26 protein-coding genes and 1 pseudogene are annotated in these 25,372 nt (G+C 64.3%); 15 read left to right on the forward strand and 12 right to left on the reverse strand.

Going from position 1 to position 25,372, the window contains the following annotated elements; genetic code table 11:
- Positions 1–182: 182 nt before the first annotated feature.
- Positions 183–515, forward strand: a complete 333-nt coding sequence (locus tag QQS14_RS13865; RefSeq protein ID WP_285907607.1) for a thioredoxin family protein — start codon at positions 183–185, stop codon at positions 513–515.
- Between the two features lie 13 nt (positions 516–528).
- On the opposite strand, the gene QQS14_RS13870 is transcribed toward QQS14_RS13865, so the two are convergent.
- Entirely contained in the window at positions 529–945 is a 417-nt protein-coding gene (locus QQS14_RS13870) for a MarR family winged helix-turn-helix transcriptional regulator (RefSeq protein WP_285907608.1), read from the reverse strand.
- Between the two features lie 227 nt (positions 946–1,172).
- Here QQS14_RS13870 and QQS14_RS13875 point away from each other — a divergent pair, with 227 nt between their 5' ends.
- The 11 genes from QQS14_RS13875 (at position 1,173) to QQS14_RS13925 (ending at position 11,360) form a co-directional block, all read left to right on the forward strand.
- Positions 1,173–2,528, forward strand: a complete 1,356-nt coding sequence (locus tag QQS14_RS13875) for a sigma-54 interaction domain-containing protein (protein WP_425607934.1) — start codon at positions 1,173–1,175, stop codon at positions 2,526–2,528.
- Positions 2,529–2,704: 176 nt separating this feature from the next.
- Positions 2,705–3,049 carry a NifB/NifX family molybdenum-iron cluster-binding protein gene (locus QQS14_RS13880; protein WP_285907610.1) on the forward strand — a complete coding sequence of 115 codons (345 nt, stop codon included), beginning with the start codon at positions 2,705–2,707 and terminating at the stop codon, positions 3,047–3,049.
- A gap of 83 nt (positions 3,050–3,132) precedes the next feature.
- Positions 3,133–4,392 carry an electron transfer complex subunit TmcD gene (gene tmcD / locus QQS14_RS13885; RefSeq protein WP_285907611.1) on the forward strand — a complete coding sequence of 420 codons (1,260 nt, stop codon included), beginning with the start codon at positions 3,133–3,135 and terminating at the stop codon, positions 4,390–4,392.
- A 12-nt stretch (positions 4,393–4,404) separates the two neighbouring features.
- Positions 4,405–5,064, forward strand: coding sequence for a TmcC family electron transfer complex membrane anchor subunit (gene tmcC / locus QQS14_RS13890; RefSeq protein WP_285907612.1), 660 nt, complete (start codon positions 4,405–4,407; stop codon positions 5,062–5,064).
- A 36-nt stretch (positions 5,065–5,100) separates the two neighbouring features.
- Positions 5,101–6,423, forward strand: coding sequence for an electron transfer complex ferredoxin TmcB (gene tmcB, locus QQS14_RS13895; protein ID WP_285907613.1), 1,323 nt, complete (start codon positions 5,101–5,103; stop codon positions 6,421–6,423).
- 12 nt (positions 6,424–6,435) lie between these two features.
- Positions 6,436–6,837 (forward strand): acidic tetraheme cytochrome c3 TmcA, encoded by a 402-nt coding sequence (tmcA, locus tag QQS14_RS13900; RefSeq protein ID WP_285907614.1) that lies wholly within the window; start codon positions 6,436–6,438, stop codon positions 6,835–6,837.
- Positions 6,838–6,862: 25 nt separating this feature from the next.
- Complete coding sequence (locus QQS14_RS13905) at positions 6,863–7,399, forward strand: hypothetical protein (protein ID WP_285907615.1); 537 nt, start codon at positions 6,863–6,865, stop codon at positions 7,397–7,399.
- Between the two features lie 3 nt (positions 7,400–7,402).
- Positions 7,403–8,332, forward strand: a complete 930-nt coding sequence (locus tag QQS14_RS13910) for a universal stress protein (RefSeq protein WP_285907616.1) — start codon at positions 7,403–7,405, stop codon at positions 8,330–8,332.
- A 10-nt stretch (positions 8,333–8,342) separates the two neighbouring features.
- The gene (locus QQS14_RS13915) at positions 8,343–8,747 is read left to right on the forward strand and encodes a response regulator (RefSeq protein ID WP_285907617.1); all 405 of its coding nucleotides are present in this window, start codon (positions 8,343–8,345) and stop codon (positions 8,745–8,747) included.
- A 104-nt stretch (positions 8,748–8,851) separates the two neighbouring features.
- A complete protein-coding gene (divK, locus tag QQS14_RS13920; RefSeq protein ID WP_285907618.1) occupies positions 8,852–9,208 on the forward strand; it encodes a DVU0259 family response regulator domain-containing protein in 357 nt (118 codons plus the stop codon).
- A gap of 229 nt (positions 9,209–9,437) precedes the next feature.
- Positions 9,438–11,360, forward strand: coding sequence for a response regulator (locus QQS14_RS13925; protein ID WP_285907619.1), 1,923 nt, complete (start codon positions 9,438–9,440; stop codon positions 11,358–11,360).
- A 1,131-nt stretch (positions 11,361–12,491) separates the two neighbouring features.
- On the opposite strand, the gene QQS14_RS13930 is transcribed toward QQS14_RS13925, so the two are convergent.
- The 5 genes from QQS14_RS13930 to QQS14_RS13950 are packed head-to-tail and all read right to left on the reverse strand — an operon-like array spanning position 12,492 to position 17,984.
- The gene (locus QQS14_RS13930; RefSeq protein ID WP_285907620.1) at positions 12,492–13,454 is read right to left on the reverse strand and encodes a CPBP family intramembrane glutamic endopeptidase; all 963 of its coding nucleotides are present in this window, start codon (positions 13,452–13,454) and stop codon (positions 12,492–12,494) included.
- 34 nt (positions 13,455–13,488) lie between these two features.
- Positions 13,489–14,577, reverse strand: a complete 1,089-nt coding sequence (gene arsB, locus QQS14_RS13935; RefSeq protein ID WP_285907621.1) for an ACR3 family arsenite efflux transporter — start codon at positions 14,575–14,577, stop codon at positions 13,489–13,491.
- Positions 14,578–14,588: 11 nt separating this feature from the next.
- The gene (locus QQS14_RS13940; protein ID WP_285907622.1) at positions 14,589–14,948 is read right to left on the reverse strand and encodes an ArsR/SmtB family transcription factor; all 360 of its coding nucleotides are present in this window, start codon (positions 14,946–14,948) and stop codon (positions 14,589–14,591) included.
- A gap of 55 nt (positions 14,949–15,003) precedes the next feature.
- Positions 15,004–16,227, reverse strand: a complete 1,224-nt coding sequence (locus QQS14_RS13945; protein ID WP_285907623.1) for a class II aldolase/adducin family protein — start codon at positions 16,225–16,227, stop codon at positions 15,004–15,006.
- Positions 16,224–17,984, reverse strand: coding sequence for an aldehyde ferredoxin oxidoreductase family protein (locus QQS14_RS13950; RefSeq protein ID WP_285907624.1), 1,761 nt, complete (start codon positions 17,982–17,984; stop codon positions 16,224–16,226). Before QQS14_RS13950 ends, QQS14_RS13945 begins: the two co-directional genes overlap by 4 nt.
- 106 nt (positions 17,985–18,090) lie before the next feature.
- On the opposite strand from QQS14_RS13950, the gene QQS14_RS13955 reads away from it, so the two are divergent.
- Entirely contained in the window at positions 18,091–18,621 is a 531-nt protein-coding gene (locus QQS14_RS13955) for a tetratricopeptide repeat protein (protein ID WP_285907625.1), read from the forward strand.
- A gap of 5 nt (positions 18,622–18,626) precedes the next feature.
- Here QQS14_RS13955 and QQS14_RS13960 read toward each other — a convergent pair whose 3' ends face one another.
- The 4 genes from QQS14_RS13960 to QQS14_RS13975 all read right to left on the reverse strand — a co-directional run bounded on the left by QQS14_RS13960 (position 18,627) and on the right by QQS14_RS13975 (position 21,717).
- Positions 18,627–18,968 (reverse strand): antibiotic biosynthesis monooxygenase family protein, encoded by a 342-nt coding sequence (locus tag QQS14_RS13960; RefSeq protein ID WP_285907626.1) that lies wholly within the window; start codon positions 18,966–18,968, stop codon positions 18,627–18,629.
- Positions 18,969–19,071: 103 nt separating this feature from the next.
- Positions 19,072–20,730, reverse strand: coding sequence for a chaperonin GroEL (gene groL, locus QQS14_RS13965; RefSeq protein ID WP_285907632.1), 1,659 nt, complete (start codon positions 20,728–20,730; stop codon positions 19,072–19,074).
- A gap of 49 nt (positions 20,731–20,779) precedes the next feature.
- Positions 20,780–21,067: a co-chaperone GroES gene (gene groES, locus QQS14_RS13970; RefSeq protein ID WP_285907627.1), complete on the reverse strand. Its 288-nt coding sequence runs from the start codon at positions 21,065–21,067 to the stop codon at positions 20,780–20,782.
- A 215-nt stretch (positions 21,068–21,282) separates the two neighbouring features.
- Positions 21,283–21,717: a bacteriohemerythrin gene (locus QQS14_RS13975; RefSeq protein ID WP_285907628.1), complete on the reverse strand. Its 435-nt coding sequence runs from the start codon at positions 21,715–21,717 to the stop codon at positions 21,283–21,285.
- Between the two features lie 209 nt (positions 21,718–21,926).
- Here QQS14_RS13975 and QQS14_RS13980 point away from each other — a divergent pair, with 209 nt between their 5' ends.
- Both QQS14_RS13980 and QQS14_RS13985 read left to right on the forward strand, forming a co-directional pair.
- Positions 21,927–23,768 (forward strand): bifunctional lysophospholipid acyltransferase family protein/GNAT family N-acetyltransferase, encoded by a 1,842-nt coding sequence (locus QQS14_RS13980; RefSeq protein ID WP_285907629.1) that lies wholly within the window; start codon positions 21,927–21,929, stop codon positions 23,766–23,768.
- Between the two features lie 40 nt (positions 23,769–23,808).
- On the forward strand, positions 23,809–24,462 hold the full coding sequence (locus tag QQS14_RS13985; protein ID WP_285907630.1) for a DsbA family protein: 654 nt from the start codon (positions 23,809–23,811) through the stop codon (positions 24,460–24,462).
- Positions 24,463–24,468: 6 nt separating this feature from the next.
- Here QQS14_RS13985 and QQS14_RS13990 read toward each other — a convergent pair whose 3' ends face one another.
- Entirely contained in the window at positions 24,469–25,128 is a 660-nt protein-coding gene (locus QQS14_RS13990) for a pyruvoyl-dependent arginine decarboxylase (protein WP_285907631.1), read from the reverse strand.
- Positions 25,125–25,372 (reverse strand): annotated as a pseudogene (locus tag QQS14_RS13995) (hypothetical protein); the annotation flags it as partial. The pseudogene QQS14_RS13995 and the gene QQS14_RS13990, both read right to left, overlap by 4 nt.

Consider the following 25,372-nt stretch of genomic DNA (forward strand, 5'->3'; position numbering starts at 1 on the left):
CAGCCTCCATGTTTGATTATTCCAACGTTCAGCCAGACAATTCCCGTCCGATCCTGATCACGAATTTATAACGCCTCTAACGTGACGATATGATGCGCCGCGCCGACAGGGCTGGTAGTGTCGGGACACCGTTGTCGTCTTTCCTTTGGGGAGGGGCGCGGCGGCACTGCGGGGAGGCGGTAATGGTCAAGACGATAAAACCCCAGGCCTTCGAGCTGGAGCTGCGCAGCGGCACGCGGCCCTTTCTCGTCGCCTTTCTCAAGCGCAACGACCGCTTCCGCGAGCAGGCGCAGTTGCTCGACAACGCCTCCAGGCGGCATGCCGACCGCCTGGACTGCTACCTCTATTCCCAGGATTATCTGGACACCGCCATGCAGCGGTTCCTGGTCAAGGGAACACCCTCTTTCCTGCTCTTTTCCGGCGGCCGCGAGGTGGACCGGCTCATCGGCGAGTCCGACCCGGAGACCATGGACGAGTTCATCCTCGCCAGCCTCGGCCCGGGCAAGGGCGACTGAACACCGCCCGGCGTCAGAACTCCCGGATCATCTTCTCCAGCATTCCGCCCAGGGCCGTGCGCTCGTCGTCGGTGAGCCCGGCCGTGAGGTCGCGGGTGAGCTGGGTGTGCAGCTCGTCGTGTTCGCGATACAGGGTGTGGCCGCGCTCGGTCAGCTCCACCAGGAAGGAGCGGCGGTCCTCCTCGTGGGGCTTGCGGCGGACCAGTCCGGCCTTTTCGAGGCGGTCGGCCAGCACGGTCAGGGTGCCGGTGGTCACGCCCATGCGCTCGGCCAGTTCCTTCATGCGCAGGGCGGTGTGGCTGCCCAGTATCTCCAGGGCGTGCATCTGGGTGGGGGTCACCCCGGTGTCGCGCACCACGCAGTGCTCCCAGGAGGAGAGGCGCTCGTAGAATTCCACGATGAGCTGGGTCAGTCTTTGGGTGTCGGGCATGGTGTCTTCCTTGTGTGCACACGGTGGAACCGCTTGTCTCTCTTGACGATACCACGCATATTCGCAAGAGTTTTGACTGTCAAGGCAAGGTGCCTGGATTCTGGTGGTCGCAGCAAACCGCTGCGGAATCAACTGGCGTATTTTGCTGCACTCTGCTATGCCGGGGGTGCGGGCGAGGGACCATGCCTGATGCATGGCGGCCCGCATGGGAGGCTTGGGTGACACAGGTGAGGTTGCCGCGAAACATTCCGCTCGAATCCGTGCTGGATTCCGTTGCCGAGGGCATCTTCACGGTGGACCTGGAGTGGAACATCACGTTCTTCAACCAGGCGGCAGGCGAGATCACCGGCATCCCCCCGGACGAGGCCGTAGGCCAGAAGTGCTGGGAGATATTCGCCTCCAGCGTCTGCGACGGGGCCTGCCCCATGCGGCCGTGCCTCAAGAGCGGGCAGGCCGTGCGCAACAAGTCCGGCTTTCTGCTGCGTGCCGATGGCGAAAAGATACCCATCGGCCTGAGTTCGTCGCCGCTTCGCGACAAGGACGGCAAGGTGGTGGGCGGCGTGGAGAGCTTTCGCGACCTGACCCCCATCCATCAGCTGATGCAGAAGGTGGAGGAGCGGTACTCGGTGGAGGACATCCGCACCAACAACCCGAACATGATCCGCACCCTCCAGATCCTGCCGCCCATCGCCCAGTCCAGTTCCACCGTGCTCCTGCTCGGCGAGTCCGGCACAGGCAAGGAGCTTTTTGCCCGGGCCATCCACACCCAGAGCCTGCGCCGGGACAAGCCCTTTGTGGCCGTCAACTGCGGCGCGCTGCCGGGGAATCTGCTCGAAAGCGAGCTTTTCGGCTACAAGGCCGGGGCCTTTACCGACGCGCGCAAGGACAAGCCAGGCCGTGTGGAGCTGGCCCAGGGCGGGACCCTTTTTCTCGACGAGATCGGCGACATGCCCCAGCCCCTCCAGGTCAAGATTTTGCGCGTGTTGCAGGAGAAGGTCTACGAGCCCCTGGGCGGGGTCAGGCCCGTGGCTGCCGACGTCCGCTTCGTGGCCGCCACCAACCGCGATCTGGAGACCATGGTCAGGAAGGGCGAGTTCCGTCAGGACCTCTTCTTCCGGCTCAATGTGGTGCGCATCGACATCCCGCCCCTGCGCGACCGGCCCGAGGACATCCCTCTGCTCATCTCCCACTTCATCCGCCAGCAGAACTCCCTCAAGGGCAAGAACATCCGCGCCGTGTCCGCCAATGTCCACCAGATTCTCTTCCGCCACGATTTTCCCGGCAATGTGCGGGAACTTGAGAACATCGTGGAGTACGCCTTCATCCTCTGCCCGGGCGAGATGATCCACACCGAGCACCTGCCCGAATACCTCAAGCCCCAGGCCCCGGCCGACGCGCCCTGCGGTCCGGCAGGCGGCGACGGCTCGTCAGGCGACGGTTCGGTGGACATGCTCGGCCACAAACGCCAGGCCGTGCTCGAAGCTCTCAAGCGCAACCGGGGCAACAAGAGCGCGGCCGCGCGAGAGCTGGGCATCTCGCGCGACACGGTGCGCAGGATGCTGCAACGTGATGCATCAAAATAACGCACATTGGTCAAACAAGTGCAGCAAAATTATGCGACAAGGGTGCCGTGCGAACGGATTGGATTGTGTTAACATTTAGGGATGACAGTATAAATTTCATTGGTACGGGCTGTGCACAAAGAGAAGTGTCGCCAGCCCGCGAATGAGCAATGGTCGTAAAACGAAACGCAGGATCTATGGATATCTGTATCGCAGGCTATCAGAACCGGGTGGCGACCCTGCTGGAAACAGCGACGGAATTGAGGTTGTACACGCTGGAAGACGGACGTGTGGTCCGTAGCGGGATGACCGCGCTGCCCACTGCCGGGGCGGCATCCCTTCCGGCCTACCTCAAGACCATGGGAGTCGACATCGTCATCTGCGGCGGCCTGAGCACCGCAGTGCGAAACGGGTTCGAAGCCATGGGCATACGGATCATCCCCTGGGTCAAGGGACCAATCGAGGCGGTGCTGGCAGCCTACCTTGAAGACCGCTTGGACCAGATGATCATGCCCGGGAGGTCCGCCAGGACGACCCGCTGACGATCGACCCCCGCAATTGTTGGAGTGGAGCCCCGCACGGGGCGAACTGCCGCCCAAGCGGCGACACAACACAAGGGGGTGCTATGGGACGAATATCCTCATGGGATTGGGAAGTCGGCCGCAAAAAGGTCGTTGATTCCCTCTCCCCTCTTCAGGATCATGAATGGCAGGAGGAGCCTTACGTCTCTCCGGACGGCGAGACCCTGGCAGCCATCGTCAAGGTGGGCGACGGGGAGTTCTCCGTACGGACCAATGACGAGGTCTGGGAATCGACCTTCGAGAAGCTCTGGTTCCTGCGCTACTCGCCTGACGGCCGACTGACCGCCCTGTGCCAGCAGGACATGGAGTGGTCCCTGGCCATCGACGGCGAGCCGTGGGGCGATTTTGCGGAATACGTCTGGGAGACCAAGTTCACCCGCGACGGTTCCTCCATCGCCGCCATGACCAAGATCGACAACAAGTACAGCGTGGCCCTCAACGGCACGCCCTGGGAAACCGTCTACGAGAACGCCAACCAGTACGCTCTGAGCCCGGACGGCAAGCGCACCGCAGCCGTGGTCCAGGTGATCTCGCTGGGACAGGCGGATGTCGAGGGGTACAAGAAGGGCGTCTTCAGCGTGGCCGTGGACGGCGAACCCTGGGACGGCCGCTACGTCAACCTCTTCACCCCGACCTTCAGCCCCGATGGGGCGCGCGTGGCCGCCCAGGCCAGGCTGACCTCCTACGACTACACCATCGCCGTGGACGACAGGCCCTGGCAGAAGACCTTCCAGCAGGTCTGGGAGCCGGTCTTTCATCCCAAGGGTGCCGGCGTGGCCGCGCCCGTGCGCAGCGGCGGCAAGTGGGGCGTGGCGCTCGACGGCCAGTTCATCTGGAACCCGCGCTATGTGCAGTGTCTCGGCCTCCAGTATTCGGCCTCGGGCGAAAAGCTGTGGGGCGTGGTGGCCACCGGGTTCGGCAAGTTCACCGTGGCCTGCGACAACGTGCCCTGGGACGCGACCTTCCCCATCGTCACGGATCTGGTCCTCAGCCCGGACGGCAGCCGCGCCGCGGCCCTGACCAGCGAGTACAACAGGAACTTCCGCATCGTGGTGGACGGCAGGGTCTGGCCCGGCACCAGCGACATGGCCTGGCCCGTGGTCTTCTCGCCCGACGGTGCCAACGCCGCCGCCGTGACCGAGAAGGGCGGCCGCTTCCATGTGCTGGTCAACGGCAAGGCGTACGAGCAGAGCTTCGACCGCGCCTTCTCGCCCGTATTCAGCGAGGACGGCTCCAAGGTGCTCATCCGGGCCATCGAAAACAACAGCTGTGTCCGCATCGTTGCGGATGTGGCCAGGTTCTAGGTGGAGGAAGCCATGATAGAAATCTACACCTTCGTCAGTGGTCCCCTGGCCTGGATAGCCTGGTCCGTGTTCGTCTTCGGTTCCATCTACCGACTGGTGAGCATGTACAACCTGGCCAAGGCCAAGGACGGCTCCTCCCTGGCCTACATGAGCCTGCCCTATTCGCTGCGCTCCATCTTCCACTGGCTGGTGCCCTTTGGCACCCTGGGCTGGAAGAGCGATCCGCTCATGACCATCGCCACCTTCGCCTTCCACATCTGCTTCTTCCTGGTGGCCATCTTCCTCGGCGCCCATGTGGTCTTCTGGGACACCGCCTTTGGCATCAGCTGGTGGAGCCTTTCGGACACGACCGGCGACATCATCAGTTTCGTGGTCATCGGGGCCTGTGTCGTGTTTGCCGTGCGGCGGCTCGCGCTGCCCCATGTCAGGAACGTGACCCGGGCCAAGGACTGGTTTGCGCTGCTGCTGGTCGCGATGCCCTTTGTCACCGGCGTGCTGGCCTATCACCAGATCGGCCCCTCCCTGCTGATGACGATCCTGCACATACTCTCGGGCGAGCTGCTCATCGCGCTCATTCCGTTCACCCGCCTGAGCCACGCCCTCTTCGCCGTGTTCACGCGGTCGTACATGGGTTCCGAGTTCGGCGGCGTGCGCCGTGTCCGCGACTGGTAGCGGCCGATCCAACCACAGCAACACGAGGACAAGACAATGAGTCAGATAGCGGACAGATTGATAGACGACCCGGGGCTCGCGGCGGGTGTTGCCAGTCTCACCCCGGAGCGGATCGAGGAAGTCGTTACCCGGGTGCTCAAGGGAGAGGCCGGGGCCAAGCTCAAGGCGTATCAGGAAACCTGCATGCGCTGCGGCCTGTGCGCCCAGGCGTGTCACTACTACGTCTCCCACGACAGCGACCCCAGCTACTCCCCGGTCAGCAAGACCACGGAGACCATCTACGAACTGATTAACAAGAAGGGCAGGGTCGAGCCGTCGCGCATCTACGAGATGGCGCAGATAGCCTACACCGAGTGCAACCTCTGCAAGCGGTGCGCCCACTACTGCCCCATCGGCATCGACACGGGCTACGCCATGTCCATGATGCGGCGCATTTGCTACCAGTTGGACGTGGTGCCCCAGTATATCCGGGACACCTCCCACTCCCACGCCGCTACCATGAACCAGATGTGGGTCAAGGACGACGAGTGGATAGACAGCCTCCAGTGGCAGGAGGACGAGGCCAGGGACGAGTTCCCGAACCTGCGCATCCCGCTCGACAAGGAAGGGGCCGAAATCTACTACTCGGTCATCGGTCCCGAGCCCAAGTTCCGGACCCAGCTCATCTACCAGGCCGCGGCCATCATGCATGTGGCGGGCGTTGACTTCACCATGCCCTCCACCCCCGGGTGGGACAACAGCGACATGAGCATGTTCGTGGGCGACTTCGAGAACATGGGCCGCCTCAAGCGTTCCCATTTCGAGTCCGCCCAGAAGCTGCGCGTCAAGAAGATCGTCATGGGCGAGTGCGGCCACGCCTTCCGCTCCATCTACGACATGGGCAACCGCTGGCTCGGCTATGCCGACATGCCTGTGCCCGTGGTCCACGCGGTGGAGTTCTTCTGGGAGCTGCTCACCGAAGGCAGGATCAAGATCCCCAAGAAGCTCGAAGGCCCGGTCACCATCCAGGATCCCTGCAACATCATCCGCGGACGCGGCCTGATGGACAAGCTGCGCGAGGTCACCAGCATGCTGTGCGAGGAGACCGTGGAGATGGTCCCCAACCGCGAGCACAACTACTGCTGCTGCGCGGGCGGCGGGGTCATCAACTGCGGTCCGCCCTTCAAGAACGTGCGCATGACCGGCAACAAGGCCAAGGCCGACCAGCTGGCCGCCACCGGTGTCCATACCATCGTCTGTCCGTGCCACAACTGCCACGGCGGCCTGGACGACATCATCGGCTACTATGAGCTTGGCATGCACCCGAGGTTCCTGGGCGACATCATCTACGAGATCATGGAAAAGCCGGAAGGAATGTAAGGGGGACCAAAGATGCAGAAAACACACATAAGACAGACCCTGGCCTTCATTGCCGTTGTCGCGGCCCTGCTGGTCGTCTACCTGGCCCCGGCCGCCCTCTCGCAGGACGACATGACCATGGTGCCCGCGGATGCCTTCGGCGTCCTTCAGCGGCCCCAGGTCGCCTTCGAGCACGACGCCCACAACGAGAAGGCCATGCTCGACGACTGCGTGGTCTGCCATCACGGCAGGACCGACGACGGCCTCATGGACATGGAGTATTCGAGCGAAGGCGAGACCTGCGAGTCCTGCCATCCGGTCAACCCCGAAAATGGAGAAACGCCTCTCATGCGCGCCTACCATCGCCAGTGCATCACCTGCCACACCGACGAGGCCATGGGGCCAGTCACCTGCGGCGAGTGCCACCGGAAGTAGTGCCCTGAGAGGACGGAGAGGAACCATGAACACCATCTTGCTCGCCAGAAACGGGATCATCGTCTCGGAGTCGGGAGCCGAAGTGGCGACACCGCTGGCCGCGCTGGCCGGAAAGGTCCGCCTTGAGGACAGGTACACCCTGCGCTCCTTCGTCTCGATGATGGGCCGCTATCCCGAGTTCCAGGCCCTGAGCGTGTTCATCCCGCCTCTTCTTGACGAGTGCGCCCGCTGCCCGGAATCCGGCTGCGTCACCGACATGCTGACGCACATGGAGCTGGTCAGACGGGTGGAGATGATCGGCTTCCCCGGCGAGCCCAGGTTCAACATCATGTGTACCCTGGCCGGGCGATACAGGGACGACGAACAGGAGCTGCGGCTCTTCCAGCTCGACAGCCTGCTCGACATGCCTGTCAGGCTCGGCCCGCTCAAGCACTCGGTCTTCGGAGACTCGGTGAACATCATGGAATTCGAGACGGATTATACCCTGTTCGAGTTCATCGAAGGGGTGGCCTGGGAGTTCGGCTTCCAGCGAATCCCGGAACATTGTAGCATTAGGGGGTAGGACATGTTTAACAAGATCCTGTTTGCAACCAGCGGCACTCCTGTCTGTGACAGCCCGGCCAAGATCGCCTTTGACCTGGCGGAACGCGAGGACGCGGAACTTATCCTCTTTCACGTGCTCGGCGTGCCCTCCCGTGGGTTCAGCCTTGAGGTGACGGATGTCCGTACCGGCGACAGGGAAGGCCTCGGCGACGATTACGAAGCCTGGGTCCGGGAGGAACTGTCCAACACGTATGACAACCAGCTCAAGCAATATGGCTACAAGACGCGCATCCAGTCCGCCGTGGGCGTGCCTGCCACCGAAATCCTGCGGCTCGCCCGCCGGGAGAGCGTGGACCTGATCGTCATGGGAGCCAACACCCGGCCCGACGAGGGCGGCGGACGCCACCGCTCCATCATGGGCAACACCATGCTCGAAGTGGCCAAGCGCGCCAAGTGCCCGGTGCTGATCATCAACCGCCCGTGCAATACCTGCTGGAACCTCTTTTCCAACATCATCTTCTGCACGGACTTCTCCAAGGCGGCCGACGCGGCCTTCCAGTTCGCCCTCAAGGCGGCCAAGGACATCGGATGCCCGCTGTACATCTTCCATGCCCTGAACCTCCAGTCCGGCGACCTGGGCGGCAAGCCCACCCAGACCCAGATCGAGGCGAGCCTCAAGGAAGCCAGGGAGCGCATCCAGAAGCGCTACGTCTCCCAGATGGGCGAGTTCGGCATGTTCGAGGTGGAATGCCGCGAGGGCGTGCCCTATGTGGAGATACTCAAGTACGCCCGGGAGAAGGAGGGCGACCTGGTGGTCATGGCCCACCACTCGCAGGACATCCCGCCCGAGGAGGCCGAGATCGGCAGCACCCTGGAAGAGGTCGTTCTGCGGTCCTCCTGCCCGGTGGCGAGCATCAACCATCCCGACTGGGCGGCAGCGGACGCACGCTAGGCGGCATGCCATGAGCAGTACCGCGAAGAGAGTCCTGGTGGTGGACGACGAACTCAACATCCGGCTGTTTCTCAAGACCCTTCTTGAGACCAGCGGGTACGAGCCCCACCTGGCCCGCAACGCCCGCGAGGGCCTGGAACGGGCCTGGGAACTCAAACCCGATCTGATCATCCTCGACGTGATGATGCCCGGAGAGGGAGGACTGGTCATGTATCAGGGATTGCAGGAGGACCCGAACCTGAGCAAGGTTCCGGTGATCATGCTCTCGGCCGTGGGGGCCACCACCTTCAGGCACGCCCTGAAGATCATGGGGGTAGGCAAATCCACCTATCCTGACCCCTTCGCCTATGTCCAGAAGCCGCCCAAGGTGGAAGAGATCAAGGCCATCATCGACCACGCACTGCGAAACAGGTAATGGAGTGACCATGAAACAGGTCAGAAACGATACGACAACAGGAGCTTTCCTTGGCGGCCATCGGCCCGGGGATCGAGCGCCGATCAACACGAGGGGGTCAAGGTATGTCTCGTAAGATACTCATCATCGACGACGATCCGTACATCGTCAAGTATCTTGAGGATATCCTCCAGGATGACGGGTTTGCCACCTGTACGGCGTCCAATGTCGCCGACGCCCTGGAGCTGCTCAAGAAGGAAAAGCCGGATCTGATCACCCTGGACCTTGAAATGCCCAACGAATGGGGCCCGAGGTTCTACAGGAAGATGATCCAGGACCCCGAGCACAACAACGTCCCGGTCATCGTGGTCAGCGGCCTTTCCGGCATCCATCTGGCCATCAAGAACGCCGTGGCGTCCTTCAAGAAGCCCTTCAATCCCAAGGAGCTTCTCGAGGCCATCCACAAGGCCCTCGACTCCTAGGGATCATGCAACGAGCCTTCCCCGGCGGCGTGCCCTCGCCGCCGGGGAATGCCCCGTGCCCGGCACGGCAGGGCATCGGGCCACCCGCGAAAAAGGAGTGCGCGCCGCACGGCACGGACTGCGGCGGTCTGGCGATTTTTCCGGTCCACGGTCTGGTTGAGAATTCGGCCATGGTAGTGTAGGGTCGCGTCTTCGCTGCGGCGAAAATCGCATGGAGGCCTTCCCTGTTATGAGCCATCTTCCCATCCTGCTCGTTGACGACGAAGAGGGCATCCGCACCGTCCTCGCCATCACCCTTGAGGACGAGGGATACCCGGTCGATACCGCGTCAAGCGGCAACGAAGCCCTGGCTCTTTTCCAGGCCGGGCGGCACCCCATCGTGGTCACGGACATCCGCATGCCCGGCATGAGCGGCGTGGACCTCCTGCGAGAAATCAAGCGCATCGAGCCCAAGACCGAGGTCATCATGATCTCCGGCCACGCGGACATCGACGTGGCCATCCAGAGCCTCAAGCACGACGCCTCGGACTTCATCACCAAGCCCATCAACATGGACGTCTTCACCTTTGCCCTGCAACGGGCCGAGGAGCGCAGCACCATGCGCCGCCAGTTGGAAGAGCACACCAGCAACCTCGAAGCCCTGGTGGAGCGGAAGTCGGCCCAGCTGGTGGAGGTCGAACGGCGCGCGGCCGCCCGCCAGCTCTTCGAGGGGCTGACCGCCAGCCTCGAAGCCTTTGCCGCCAACCTCGACAACATGAGCATGTTCAACCAGATGCCCATGTTCGTCTCCATTCACAACCGCAATCACGAGGTGGTGGCCATCAATGACCACTACCGCCAGCGCCTGGGCGACCTAGTGGGCCAGAAAAGCTGGAGCATGTTCGACGACCTGCTCAACGGCGAGCGGGACTGTCCCGTGGCCCGGACCATCGCCGACAAGGCGGCGCGCCGGGCCGAGCATGTGGTCCGCTGCATCAACGGCAACCACCACGCCGTGGCCGTGGACACCGTGCCCATCACCGCCAGCGACGACGAGGTGGAACTGGTCCTCGAATTTATGGTGGACCTGCGCGAGGCCGAGCAACTGCGCGAGGAACTGCGCACCACCCAGCACAAATACCAGCAGCTTTTCGACCAGACTCCCTGCTTCATCTCGGTGCAGAACCGCGATTTCACCATCCTCTCGTCCAACGCCCGCCACAAGGACGGCCTGGGCGATCTCGAAGGCGGGCTGTGCTACGAGCGCATCATGCACCGCGCCTCGCCCTGTCGCGACTGTCCCCTGATCAAGACCTTCGAGGACGGCGAGATGCACCAGATGGAAACGGTCATCACCAACCGCAAGGGAGAGCAGATCAACGCCCTCATCTGGAGCGCGCCCATCCGCGACACCTCGGGCGAGATCACCGAGGCCATCGAGATGATCACGGACATCACCCAGATCAGGAAGCTCCAGGACCGGCTGACCTCCCTTGGCCTGCTGCTCGGCTCCACGGCCCACGGGATCAAGGGGTTGCTCACCGGCATAGACGGGGCCATCTACCGCCTGGGCGGAGGCCTGCGGAACAAGAACGACGCCCGCGTCGAGGACGGGTTCAACGACCTGCAACACCTCACCGGCCGCATGAAGCAGACCGTGCTCGACATCCTCTACTATGCCAAGAAGCGCGAGCTGAACTGGAAGGTCATCGACGTGGCCGCCTTTGCCCTGAACACCTACACCACCATGTCGGCCAAGGCCGAGGCCAAGAATGTGCTCCTGGAGCTGGATATTGCCAAGAATCTCGGGTCCTTCAAGGGCGATGCCTCCATCCTTGCCTCGGCTCTGGGCAACATCCTCGAAAACGCCATCGACGCCTGCAACGGCAACGAGCCCGACGCGCCCGGCAACGTCCTCTTCAAGATCACTGGCGACGCCAACCAGATCGCCTTCCAGATCACGGACAACGGCGCAGGCATGGACCACGAGACCCGCGACAAGCTCTTCACCCTCTTCTTCTCGTCCAAGGGCATCGCCGGAACCGGCATCGGCCTGTTCGTGGCCAACGAGATCGTGCAGCAGCACGGCGGCAACATCACCGTGGAATCCGAGCAGGGCCACGGCTCCACCTTCATCGTATACATCCCCCGCGAACTCAGCGTCCAGGTTTAGCCAGGCTGGGGAGAAATGCCCGATTGCGTCGTTGCTTCGAGTGGGGCAAACCCTCGCGTACCAGGAGTACGCTTCGGTCTTGCCCCACTCTCGCGCCTAGCACTCGAACATTTCTCCCCAGCCTGGGGCTGGCCGATTGCGTCGTTGCTGCGAGCGGGGCAAACCCTCGCGTAGTACGCTTCGGCCTTGCCCCTCGCTTGCGTCGAGCACTCGACCCCCTGCGCCCCCTAAACGGGTGCTTCGGGAGGGGGACCGTCTGGGATATTGGCAAAGGGGAATGGGTCTTGCCCCGCTCTCGCGTCGAGCACTCGAACATTTCTCCCCAGCCTGGGCGCTGGCCGATTGCGTCGTTGCTTCGCGAGGGGCAAACCTACGCTGATGTCAAGTTAGTGCCTCTTTTCCCCCTCTCTCTTTCCTCGGTAACCCGAGGCATTGATGGAAGAGTTTCGTCCCTTCGGGCCGACTTCCTTTTGGACCGGAGCGCCCAAAAGGAAGCAAAACAGCTCTTTAAGACGTGTGATCGGGTCTCCCGCGCCGCGCGCCAGTGATGATATCCTCAGAATAGGGGGCCGCTGGCGAAACAGTTGTCGGCGTCGAAGACTCCGCCTCCGCCGGGTTTCGCCCGAGGCTCGGCCCGGCGAACTGGCGCTGCGACGCTCCCGCCCATTGCCCGGCTGGCGTAAGCAAAACCAAAAATGATGTGATCAGGGTTGATACGAAGAAAACCTCACGATATCGCAGACCAATCCCGCCCTCTGCGACCACAGTCCTTGCGTCCTCCGAGTGCACCAGCCCTCAAGCCTCCTAAGGCCTAGAAGCTGACCAAGCGAGGGCTGCGGCTCTTCGAATCACGGAGCCGCTTCGGCGACTTGATTCGGGAGCAGCCCCGATTGGATCAGATTCTTGGCCGTGGAGTGCAGGCGGCCAAGATAGAAAGCCGAGCTTTTTTGGTTCTTTTTTGGGGCGGCCCAGCCAAAAAAGAACCCCGCCGGGAGGGCTCTTAAAACTTGGAGGAGCGAAAGCGACGGCTCTTTGCCTTTTCTCCTGCTCCCCTCCGCGACCATCGCAGCATGGACAATCTCCATCCACTCAAGGTGCTGACTTGAAATTCGAGGCGGTTCCCTAGGAGGCTCAGCGGGCGGCCGTGTCGTAGCGGGCGTATTCGCGGTCGCGGGCTTCCAGGCGGGTCACGGCCCGGGCGCAGAGCAGGCCCACGGCCAGCCAGATGAGGGCCGCCGTCAGGCCGAAGCTGCCGCCGAGCAGGGGATTGGTCTCGGGAAACAGCCACATCCAGATGCCCTGAACCTGGGCGTTGACCGCCGCGTGGATGAAGGCCGCCACCAGCACCGAGCGCGAGCGCAGGGTCATCTCGTTGATGAACACCCCCAGCGCCGAGGTGGCCACGCACATCATGATCACCCCGGACACCGGATGGCCCGGATAATTGAAGCCCACCAGAATCAGCGGGGCGTGCCACAGCCCCCAGACCACGCCCAGAATGACATAGGCCGGAACCTTGCCCAGCCCCATGAGCCGGGGCAGCAGGAATCCGCGCCAGCCAAGCTCCTCGCCCAGGGCGTAGACGAACTGGAGCAGCGGCCCGAGGAGCATGGAGGCCGGGAGCATGACCGTGAAAAGCGAGGTCAGGTCCTGGGGGTCGTCGGAAAAGGCGTTGAGCGCGCCAAGGGCCGGGTCAGCCTGGGAGAATCCGGCCAGCCAGCTTGCGCCGTGGATGATCCCGTAGACCAGCGGCACCAGGAGCACGGTCAGGAAGTACGGCCCGGCCGTGCCCGGTCGCAGCAGCAGCCTGTCGGCCACGCGGCCAGGGGAGCCCTTTTCGGTCACGGCGGTGATCAGCAGGGCGGCCAGCCCGGGAATCCAGGTGACCAGCAGCAGCCACCCGGCCGGGGTGTGCGCGAACTGGTCCGTGTCAAAGCGCAGCCCGCCCCGGATCTGGAGCAGGTACACCCCCCAGGTGGCGGTAAAGACGAGGGCCAGGAACCACAGGACCGGAGCCGCCCCGGTCCTGTTCTCGGCAGGTTTCTTGTCGCCGTTCCCGTTGTCGCGGGCCTTTGATTCAGCGGGCGTGCTCATGGCCGCGAACCTACCCCAAACCCGCAGCTTCCGTCTACTCTGGCTTGCAGGTCACATGGCACACGCCGGTGGGGGTGTTCACGGCGTGGGGGAAGAACCGCTTGCGGATGCGCAGGGAGACCCCCACCAGCCCGATGAGCACCGGCACCTCCACCAGCGGGCCGATGACTGCGGCAAAGGCCACGCCCGAGTCGATGCCGAAGACCGCGATGGCCACGGCGATGGCCAGCTCGAAGTTGTTGGAGGCCGCCGTGAAGGAGAGGGTGGCCGACTGCTCGTAGGTGGCCCCGGCCTTGGCCGACATGAAGAACGACACCAGGAACATGACCAGGAAGTAGATGCACAGCGGGATGGCCACGCGCACCACGTCAAAGGGCAGCTCCACGATGTATTCGCCCTTGAGGGAGAACATGATCAGGATGGTGAAGAGCAGGAAGACCAGCGTCAGCGGCGCGATGGTCGGGACGAACTTCTCCTCGTACCACTGCTTGCCTTTGGTCCGAAGCCCGATGTAGCGGGAGGCCATGCCCGCAATGAAGGGGATGCCGAGGTAGATGAAGACCGACTCCGCGATCTGGCCCATGGAGATGTCCACCACCGTGCCCTCAAGGCCGAACCAGCCGGGCAGAATGGAGAGGAAGATGTAGGCGTAGAAAGAGAAGAAGAGCACCTGGAAGATGGAGTTGAAGGCCACCAGCCCGGCGCAGTATTCGGTGTCGCCGTCGGCCAGGTCGTTCCAGACGATGACCATGGCGATGCACCGGGCCAGACCGATGAGGATCAACCCCACCATGTACTCGTGGTGACCCGAGAGAAAGGTGATGGCCAGCCCGAACATGAGCAGCGGCCCCACCACCCAGTTCTGCACCAGGGAAAGGGAGAGCACCCGGTAGTTGCGAAATATCCGGGGCAGCTCCTCGTAGCGCACCTTGGCCAGGGGCGGGTACATCATAAGGACCAGCCCCACGGCGATGGGGATGTTGGTGGTGCCCACCTGGAAGAAATTGATGGTGTCCTTGACTCCGGGATAGAGATAGCCGATCAGCACGCCGACGAGCATGGCCAGGAATATCCACAGGGTCAGGAACCTGTCGAGAAAGGAAAGCCGTTTGGCCTGGGGCATGGTGTTTCTCCTCACAGCGATGGCCCGCCGCAGGGATCGTCCCCCTTGGCGGCGAGCCGGGTTTCCAGGGCGCGGGTGTCTTCCCGGGCGGTGGCGTTGGTGGAAAGTTCCTCGTCAAGCAGGGCAAAGACATGGGCCATGAAGGGATCGGGCCGGGTGGGCCTGTTGTAGTGCATCCACTTTCCGCTGCGCCGGGCCTCCACCCAGCCCGACTTGCGCAGGGAGGCCAGATGGCGCGAAACCGTGGACTGGGGCAGCCCCAGCACCTCGATCAGGTCGCACACGCACAGCTCACCCCCGGCCAGCAGGCCGAGTATCCTCAGTCGCGTGGCCTCGGAGAGCCCCTTGAATCGCGCTGCCAAGTGTTCCATGAGGGAATCGTATCCGCTTGCGCGGATATGTCAAGTGACGATCAGGTGGCGACGGTCAGGCGGGGGTGCGGCCCGAGAGCAGCTCGTCCAGGCGGCGAAAATACGCCTCGCGGCAGCGGTTTTCGGTGTCGAGGAGGGTGGCAAAGGCGTCGGCGAAGCCGATGGTGCTGGCGGTGAACAGGCCGTGGCCGTGGACGATGGCCGCGCCGTGTCCGGCCAGGGCTGGGGGCAGGGTGTTGCACAGCCCGGTGGGGCCGGTGCCCACCTCGCCGGGCACGATGGGCACTCCCTCCACGGTGCGGCACTGCGGGCACCTGACATGGCATTGCCCCCGGTCGGCGCAGTCCGCCCGGTCGCAGTCCATGGACAGGATCACCGAGAACCGGGGATGGCCGTGCAGGATGCAGCGGGCGTCGCTCTGCCGGTAGACATCCTCGTGGGCGGTCAGTTCGGACGAGGCGGTCAGCCCGGCCGTGGACGAGCCGTCCATGGGGCAGGCGTCGATGCATCCCTCAAGCTCGTCCAGGGAACTGCCGGTCTGGCTGATCAGGATGGTCTCGCCCAGGCGGCAGGAGATGTTGCCGAAGAAGGAGTCAACCAATCCGTGCCCGACCACGGCCCGGCCCGCCTCGGCCATGGCGGCCAGCGCCTCGTCATGGCTCGTCGGGATGGTCCGGGCCAGGGGCGGCAGGTCGCGGCGCATGGCGGGCAGCCCGGCGACCACGGCCTCGAAGGCGGCCCGGAAGCGGGCGTCTGGCCCGCCCTGCCTTGCCTCGGCCAGATAGCGCGAGAAGAAGAGAACAAAGCAGGCGAAGACCGTGGACGAGAAGAAGACGAACCCCTGCTCCGGGCTGACCGTGCCGCAGGAGACGATGCCCTGGCCGGGCACGATGACCGCCTTGCGCCGGGACAGGGTCGCAGCCATGGCCCGGGGGGTGAATTCGCGGCAGATGGGGATGTCGTGCAGGAAGGTGCGTGTCTCGGTGTCCTCGGGGCGCAGGCTGTTCATCGGATTACCGTGGGCCGTAGCACCGTGGGCCGCCGCACCGGGAGCCGGGGCGGCCAGATGTTCGATGATGGTGGCGTAGGGTTCGGCTGGTGGGGCAAAGACCAGCGAGTTGATGGGCAGCAGGTCGAAGAGCGGGGCCAGCGAGTCGATGCGCGGGTCGAACCGGTTCCATTCCAGTTCGGCGTCCAGGCCGCCCACCAGGGCGGTGCCGGGCGCGCACAGCCCCTGCGTGGCGAGTTTGCGGGCGTATTTTTCGCACAGGGCTTTCATCGGGGCGGCTCCAGACCCAGGCGGGTCGAGGTTTCGTGGGTGGGCCTGCCGATTTCGTCCAGCCCCCGGATGCGGTAGTAGGCGGCCCGGGCTTCGAGGAACGCGGCCCGGTCAATGGGCCTGACCGTGACATCGCCGCCAGAGGAGCCTTCTTCGGCAAAGAAGCGCGGGGGAAGGTCGTCGTCGCAGGCCTCGAAGCCGTTTTCCGCGTTCATGATCTTTTCATTGTAATATACGCGCTCGCCAGCGGCCATGAGCGACCGGCCGTCCGCCTCCAGGCCGGTGGCGGCGGCAAAGGCCCGGCCGTATTCCTCCAGTCCGGCCGCCAGGAACGCGAACTTGCACACGCCAAGGGAGTCCACGGCCGCGTTGGCGTCCTCGGCCAGCTTGATGATGCGGGCCTTGCCGCCGAAGCTGAAGCGGTCCGTGGCCACGGGCTTGCGCAGGATCTCGTGGCTGACCGGGTAGGCGCGCAGGTGGCAGCCGCCCCGGGTGCTCAGGGCGTAGCCCAGGGCCATGCCGTAGGCCCCGCGCGGGTCGTAGGCGGCCAGCTCCATGCCCTTGACCGACATGGACAATTCCGCCCGCCCGCAGGACTCGGCAAAATCAAGGGAGCCCCGGCCGAGGTGGCCGCCGTGGGCCATGTCGTAGAGGGCCTTGATCAGGGTGCGCTCGGTGAAATCCTCGCCCGTGATCTCGCGGTGGCAGGCCAGGGTGGCCCCGGCCGAGATGGTGTCGAGCCCGAGCCGGTTGCACAGGGTGTTGGCCTGCATGACCAGCTCCATGTCCGTGTTGCCGATGAGCGCGGTGAAGTGCGACATGGTCTCGAACTCGGGCATGGCCCGGCCATCGGCCGCGATCTTCTTGCAGCGGATGTGGCAGCCGGTGCAGCCGTGTCCGTGTGGATCGTAGGCCGCCTGAAAGGCCGGGGCGTTGAGACGCGGCGCGTCCGCGAACCGGGTGCGGGCGAAGTTGTCCGTGGGCATCATCCGCCGGGCGTCCATGAGGTCGTAGATGGCCCCGGTGCCCCGGCAGGAAAAGCCGTGCCTGCCCAGCAGCACCGGCGAGGCCGCCATGAGCCGCAGGATGTCCTCGCGCGCCCGCAGGAGCCCGGCCTTGTCATGGACGCGGACTTTGCCCGTGCCCTTGACGGCGATGTATTTGAGGTTCTTTGCCGCCCAGACCAGCCCGAGTCCGCCGCGCCCGGCCGCGTGGTGGCGGTCGGCCATGACGCAGGCCAGGGGCGATCCGTTTTCGGCGGCCGGGCCGATGGCGGCCATGGCCATGCCGGTCGGCCCCTTGAGAGCCAAATGGTCGAAGACCACGTCCGTGGTCGCCCCGGCCAGATCGGTGGGGATCAGGCGCACCTCGCCATCCATGATCTCGATGCCGATGGGACTGTCGGCCCGGCCGGTGATGACCAGTCCGTCCCACCCGGCCCGCTTGAGCTGGGTGGCCAGCCTGCCGCCCACGGACGAGTCGCAGATGGCGCCCGTGAGGGGCGAGCGGGACATGAAGGTCCCCCGGCCCGAGGTGGGGGCGATGGTGCCGGTGAGCGGCCCGGCAAAGAGGAGCAGGGGCAGGTCGGGATCGTCGATCTCCAGGGTGCAGACCGGGCGCAGGAAGTGTCCGGCCAGCCCCCGCCCGCCGAGGCAGGTTTCGTAGAGACGCCGGGCCGGGTGCTGCACGGCGGTCTCGCCGGAGCAAAGGTCGATGTGCAGGACCTTGCCGGTCCAGCCGAAGAGCGGGGTGCGCATGGGCCGAAGAATCCCACGAACCTTTTGAAAAGGCAATCGGTTGCCCCGGGGTTGTGGCCGGTTGACCATGGCTGCGAAACGGGTATTGTTTCGCCCGGAGGATGTCATGGCCGAAAAGAAGATAGACAGGTCGCGCAGGGATTTCCTGATGGGCGCGGTGCGCCGCTTCAGGAGGGAGGAGAACGCCGGTCCGGCCGCGTCCACCGCCGCGTGCATCGACGTGATGAAGCAGGCCAACGCCCTGTATGTCGATGAGCAGTGGGAGGAGGCGCGCCAGAAGTACCGGCAGTGCCTGGAGGATGACAAGAGCGATGCAGACGTGCGCTACCGGCTCGGGGTCTGCCTTTACCGCACGGGCATGTACCGTCAGGCCAAGCTGGAGTTCGAGCGCGCCCTGCGCCTGCGCCGCGAGTACATGGACGCCTTCCTCTACCTGGGGTTGACCATGGTCCGCCTGGAGCGGCCGGACAAGGCCCTGGGCCTTTGGAAGCGCTACTTCAACCCCGGCGCCCTGGCCGTGCAGCGTGAGTTGAACCTCCAGGTGGGGCTCATGGAAGAGGGCGTGACCGACCCGCCGCAGACCATCGCCGAGGCCGTGGAAAAAGCCATCGCCCAGGCGGGCCACGCCGTGGGCTGAGGGCGTCAGCCCGATTCTTCGTCACTCCCGGCGCGGCAGAAGTCCTGCGCCCGCTCCACCCGGCAGACGCGGGTGGTGAAGGCCTCATACCATTTCTCGCGCCCGAGTCGGCGCGCCCTGGCGTGCTCCGGGTTGTCGCGCCAGGCGCGGATGGCCGCCTCGCTCTCCCAGTATGACACCGTGATCCCGAGCCCATCGCGGGCCGATTCCACGCCGAGGAATCCGTCCATGGTCCGGGCCAGTTCGATCATGCGGGCCGCCGTGTCCGCGTAACCGTCGTCGATGCCGGTCCGTGTCGAGGTGAAGATGACCGCGTAGTATGGCGGCATTTTTGTCGGGGCAGTCATGGTCTCTCCGCGAGTATCTGGTCCGGCCGTCGTGCAAAAAGCGGAACCGGCCCGGGCGGTGTGCCCGGGCCGGTTCACTATAGGATCAGTGAGGGGGAATGGTCTAGTACATGCCGCCCATGCCGCCCATGCCACCCATGCCGCCCATGCCGCCGGGCATGGCCGGACCTGCGGAGGCGGGCTCGGGCTTGTCGGCGATGGCGCATTCGGTGGTCAGCAGCAGTCCGGCCACGGAGGCGGCGTTCTGCAGGGCGATGCGGGTGACCTTCTTGGGGTCGATGACACCGGCCTTGATCAGGTCGCCGTATTCGCCGGTGGCGGCGTTGAAGCCGAAGCCGTCCTTGCCTTCCTTGACCCTCTCCACGACGATGGAACCTTCCATTCCCGCGTTGGCGGCGATCTGGCGCAGCGGCTCTTCCACGGCGCGGGCGATGATGTTCAGTCCGGCCTGCTCGTCGTCGTCGTCGGCAGCCTTGACCTTGGCCAGAATCTTGCCGCAACGGGCCAGAACCACGCCGCCGCCGGGCACGATGCCCTCTTCGACAGCCGCGCGGGTGGCGTTGAGGGCGTCCTCGACGCGGGCCTTCTTCTCCTTCATCTCGGTCTCGGTGGCGGCACCGACGTTGATGACGGCCACGCCGCCCACGATCTTGGCCAGACGCTCCTGGAGCTTCTCGCGGTCGTAGTCGGAGGTGGAGTCGGCGATCTCGGCACGGATGGTGGAGATGCGGGCCTTGATGTCGGCCGCGTTGCCAGCGCCGTCCACGATGGTGGTGTTTTCCTTGTCGATGACCACGCGCTTGCAGGAGCCAAGGTCGTTGACGGTCAGGTTCTCAAGCTTGATGCCGAGATCCTCGGAAACCACCTGGCCGCCGGTCAGGGTGGCGATGTCCTTGAGCATGGCCTTGCGGCGCTCGCCAAAGCCGGGGGCCTTGACGGCCACCACGTTCAGGGTGCCGCGCAGCTTGTTGACCACCAGGGTGGCCAGGGCCTCGCCCTCGATGTCTTCGGCGATGATGAGCAGGGGCTTGGACATCTTGGCGCACTGCTCGAGCACGGGCAGCAGTTCCTTCATGTTGGAGACCTTCTTCTCGTTGATGAGAATCAGGGGCTCTTCCATCTCGCAGGTCATGCGCTCGGTGTTGGTGATGAAGTAGGGGGAGAGGTAGCCGCGGTCGAACTGCATGCCCTCGACAACGTCCAGGGTGGTGTCCAGGCCCTTGGCCTCTTCCACGGTGATGACGCCTTCCTTGCCGACCTTGTTCATGGCCTCGGCGATGATGTTGCCGATGGTGGCGTCGTTGTTGGCGGAGATGGTGCCGACCTGGGCGATCTCTTTCTGGTCGCGGGTGGGCTTGGCGATCCGGCCCAGCTCCTCGACGATGGCGGCAACGCCCTTGTCGATGCCGCGCTTGATGGCCATGGGCGAGCGGCCGGCGGCCACGAGCTTGACGCCCTCGGTGAAGATGGACTGGGCCAGGATGGTGGCGGTGGTGGTGCCGTCGCCAGCCACGTCGGAGGTTTTGGAGGCCACTTCCTTGACCATCTGGGCGCCCATGTTCTCGAACTTGTCCTCAAGCTCGATTTCCTTGGCCACGGTCACGCCGTCCTTGGTGATGATCGGGGAGCCGAAGGACTTCTCGATGACCACGTTGCGGCCCTTGGGGCCGAGGGTGACCTTGACGGCGTTGGCCAGCTTGTCCACGCCGGCTTTCAGTTTCTCACGGGCCTTGGCATCGAAAAGAATCTCTTTTGCCATGATCTACAACTCCTTGGGAAAGAAATGGTTTTGGTAACGCGAAGCAGGGGGGCTAGTCGATGATGGCGAGGATGTCGTCCTCGCGCATGACCAGATGATCGTCGCCGTCGATGGAAATTTCGGTTCCGGCGTACTTGGCGAACAGCACGGTGTCGCCCTTCTTGACGGTCATCTTGACGCGCTTGCCGTCCTCGTCCAGCTTGCCGGGACCGGCCGCGACGACTTCGCCCTTCATGGGCTTTTCCTTGGCGGAATCAGGGATGTAAATGCCGCCCGAGGTCTTTTCCTCAACTTCCAGGCGCTTTACCAGAACGCGATCGTTCAGCGGTTTCAGCTTCATTCCTTTATACCTCCGATTGTGATTGTTATTTTCTGGGCCGCGCCAAGGCCTTGCGGCCGCCTTGGCGACCCGCGTGCGTGGGCGCTCCCGGGGGGCGCTCCTCCAGGCTGGGTCATAGATAAACACGGCTTGGGCCGAGTCAAGCGCGAGCGGCAAAAAAAATGTGACCCTCCCGCAGGGGCCGGGCCGGAAGGCCGGACAGAAATAACGCCTGTTTATCCCTTGATTTTTTGGTACGTTTGGCCAAACGGCTTGTCCAGGGTCAGGATGTGGTCACGGTACCAGTCGTGCATGAAGTTTCGGATCGTGATGGCTGGCATGACCGTGCCGTTCATCAACTCGCCCTCCATGCGGATGACATCGGTGATGAACCGGTTGTGTTCCTGTTTCTGCCTGGCAAGGCCCGGGTAGCCGATCTCCTGCATGTACCCCTCCTCGGTGCGGAAGTGGAGCAGGGCGTAATCGCGCAGTTCGCCGAGCACGTCGATGATCGCGTCGGCCTCGTCGTCGGTGAGGGGCCTGTACAGGTCCGGGACCGCCTTGCCGATCTTGTCCAGCAGGGTGAAGAAGGTCCTGTGCTGCTCGTCCAGTTCCTTGATGCCCACCAGATATTCCTCGGTGAATCCGGCGAGGGTGAGTCGTGAAGTCATGCGTTTCTCCTGTAACGCCTTGATAGATTTGCCATCCCTATACCGATATTCACGGTGTCTGTCACGCGCATGTTCGCGCCGGGCCGGGGCGTGTCACGAGATTTTGAGCCAGCCGTCACTGACGGACACGATATTGTCACGGCCCCGCCGGGATGGGGTCGGGGTGCGAGTGTAGCATCGTCCAAACCCGAGACTTCAGGAGGGACGGTATGGACGGTCTTGTCAAAGGCCCCTTGCTCAATCTTGCTTCCCCGTTCGGCGATCCCCTTCGCCACGCCCTGTTCTCCCTCTTTCGCAAGCCGCTGGCCAAGGTGCTCCGGCTCGACACGCTCAACTCCATGTACGACGCACTCACGGCAGGCGCGGCCGAGGCCTCGTTCATCGACCGGGCCATGGATCTGCTCGGGGTGCGCTTCACCCTGGATGGCCAGCCCCTGTCGCGGGTGCCTGCCTGCGGCCCGCTGGTGGCCGTGTGCAACCATCCCTTCGGCGTGATCGAGGGGCTGTTGCTGGTCAAAATCCTGCGTTCGGTGCGCACGGACATCAAGATCATGGCCAATTTCATGCTCGGCATGATCCCGGAGATGGACGACCTGCTCATCGAGGTGGACCCTTTTGGCAAGGCGGGCTCAACGGCCAAGAACATCGCCGGGCTCAAGGCGAGCATGCGCTGGCTCGGCAAGGGCGGCATGCTCGTGGTCTTTCCGGCTGGCGAGGTGTCGAGCCTGAAGATGAAAAAGGCCATGGTGGCCGACCCTGTCTGGAGCCCCATGATCGGGCGCATCATCCGCAAGACGGGCGCGGCGGCCATGCCGGTGTTTTTCGAGGGCCGCAACAGCGGGCTCTTCCAGACCCTGGGCCTGATCCATCCCCGGCTTCGGACCGTGCTCCTGCCCCACGAAAACCTGAAACACGCCGCCCGGCCCATCCGGGTGGCCCTGGGCGGGGTGGTTGAGAGCGGGCGTCTGTCCGCCTTTGCCGACGACCGCGAGATGGTGGACTACCTGCGCTTTCGCACCTATCTGCTGCGCAAGGAGGGCGGTTCGCGCGCGCCCTTCAAGACCATCGCCCCCCGCGCCATGGAGCCCATCGCCAACTCGCGCGACAAGCGCACCCTGGCCAGCGAGGTGGCTGCCCTGCCCGATGCCAGCATCCTGATTCGCTCCGGCGACTTCACGGTCTTCGAGGCCGACGCCTTCCGCATCCCGCGCCTGATGCGCGAGATAGGAATTCGTCGGGAAGAGACCTTCCGCCTCGTGGGCGAGGGCACGGGCAAGCCCATGGACATCGACGCCTTTGACGACACCTATCGCCATCTCGTCCTCTGGAACCACGCCGAGCGCGAGGTGGCCGGGGCCTACCGCTTCGGCCTGACCGATGAGATCCTCAAGACGCGGGGCGTGGATGGCCTGTATACCAGCACCCTCTTCAAGTACCGGCCCGGCCTGCTCGAATCCATGGGACCGGCCCTGGAGATGGGCCGCTCCTTCGTGGCTCCCAAATACCAGAAAAGCTACCAGCCGCTGCTGCTTCTGTGGAAGGGCGTGGCCGCCTTTGTGGTCAACAATCCGAAATACACCAAGCTCTTCGGCTGCGTCTCCATCTCCGGCGAATACTCTGAGCTTTCGCGCGAGCTGATCATGCGCTTCATGGAGCGCCACGCCTACCGGCACGACATGGCGGGCATGGCCGTGCCCAGGCGCCCGCCCAAGGTCAGGCGGCTTGGCAAGGTGGACTTCACCCTGCCCGAGTCGGTCTTTGACGACCCGGACGACGTGGCCGCTCTGGTGCGCGATGTGGAGGCGGGCCGGTCCATCCCGGTGCTGCTTCGGCAGTACCTCAAGCTGGGCGGCAAGATTCTCGGGTTCAACGTGGACCCGGATTTCGGCCACTGTCTGGACGGCCTGATCCTGGTGGACCTGCTGCGCAGCGATCCCAAGGTGCTCGGCCGGTTCATGGGCAATGAGGGGGTGCGCGACTTTCTGGCGGCCAATGCGGCCCCGGCGGCACCGACGCCTGGTCGGGCAAGGCACCTGCACGTAGCCGCCTGACCTGTTGGCATCCGGGCCGGATGGGTATAGAGTCCGGCCCATGAAACGACATCTCGCGGGCACCACGCCCTTCCTGCCGGTTCTGGTCCTGAGTGTTTTCCTTGCCGCCGCCAGCGCCATGGCGGGCGACGACGCGGGCGGCTGCGCGCCCCAGTACCGCGCTCTGGTCGAAGCCGCCAGGGTTGAGATGCACGGCACGGGCGAGACGCAGGCCCTGATCGTGACCGACCCCCTGTGCTGGCACTGCCGCCTGGGGCACAAGCTGCTGGGCGAGTATCCCAATCTGTACGGACGGGTGAAAATTCTTTTCCTGCCGGGCCGCAGCTTCATCGGCTCGGACATGGCCGCCTGGGTCATCGAGGACGCGGTCGGGACCGACCGATTCACGGCCGTGCTCGACTTCGCCTACCAGGACCTGCGCCAGCCCAAGGTGAGCGACTTGGACGAGGCGCGCATGCTCATCCTGTCTCAGTTCACCGCCGCCTTTCCCGCCATGCTCTCCGGCACGACCCTGCCCGAGCTGTTCGTGCGCCTGGGCAACGAGCACGGCCCCCGCGTGGCCGCCGGAGCCGAACTGGCCCGGGCGGCCGAAATCCCCGGTACACCCATCCTCATCGCCGGAAGCACCCTCGTCATGGGTTACGGCCCGGAGGCATGGCTCAAGGCCCTCGGGCAAGCCCAGGTCTGCGAGTAGCCCGGTCTACTGCCGCTTGATGGGGAACTCGTCGGGGTAGATGAATCCCACGAAACCCAGGGCGGACAGGGCCATGCCGTACTTCCTCTCGATCACCAGCGAGGTGATGTCAAAGCGCATTTCTCCGTCGCGCACGAGGCCGCGAATGGACAGCTCGTGGTTCAGCGACGCGGTGAGCTGCTTGCGCGCATCCGCCTCGGCCGCAGCCTTGTCTACGGATTCACCCGCATAGACCCGCTCGTACTCGGCCGCGAACCCGCCGATGGCCTTGCCGGACTTGTCCTTGGCCCAGACCCGGCCCACGCCCGCGCAGACCGTATCGCCCTTGACGCCGCCCGCCTTGGCCATGATCGTCTCCAGCACCGAGCCGTGATGGATGTGCGGCGTGACCGCATCCAGGGCGACTTCGTAGGACTCGGGCGGCAGAACCGAGGTGTAGTAGACCACGTTGAAGTTTTCTATGCCCGCTTCCTGCAGGGCGAGATCATAGGAGAATGTTTCATAAGGATCGGGCGGGATGCCCTGGTCGGACTGGCCTGTGCCGGTGGTGGCGAAGTAGGCCGTGGGGATGCGCGGGCCGAACCGCTGCCCGGCCTGGGAGGGCGCGGCCAGGGCTAAAATCAGGGCAAGGGCGCAGACGCTCGGGACAATGGACGCGATTTTCATGGGCACCTCGGGGTTGCAGGTTTTCCCGAACATAGCACCCAAGGCCGGTCGGCGGCAACGGGAGGGATGGGAAAAGCCTCCCTGATCGTCGCAGGGGAGGAATGATGGCGGTCCGAGCCGGTGGGGATCATGCGGTCCATGTGCTCGGCGAGGCAGGTGTAGTAGCCCTTGATGTCCAGCAGGCCGCAGGGCTTGGCGTGGTAGCAGAGGTGGTTCCAGGTTAAATGTTTGAGGGATGAAGCTG

The sequence above is a fragment of the Pseudodesulfovibrio pelocollis genome (genome assembly GCF_030282845.1).
Lineage (GTDB): Bacteria > Desulfobacterota > Desulfovibrionia > Desulfovibrionales > Desulfovibrionaceae > Pseudodesulfovibrio > Pseudodesulfovibrio pelocollis.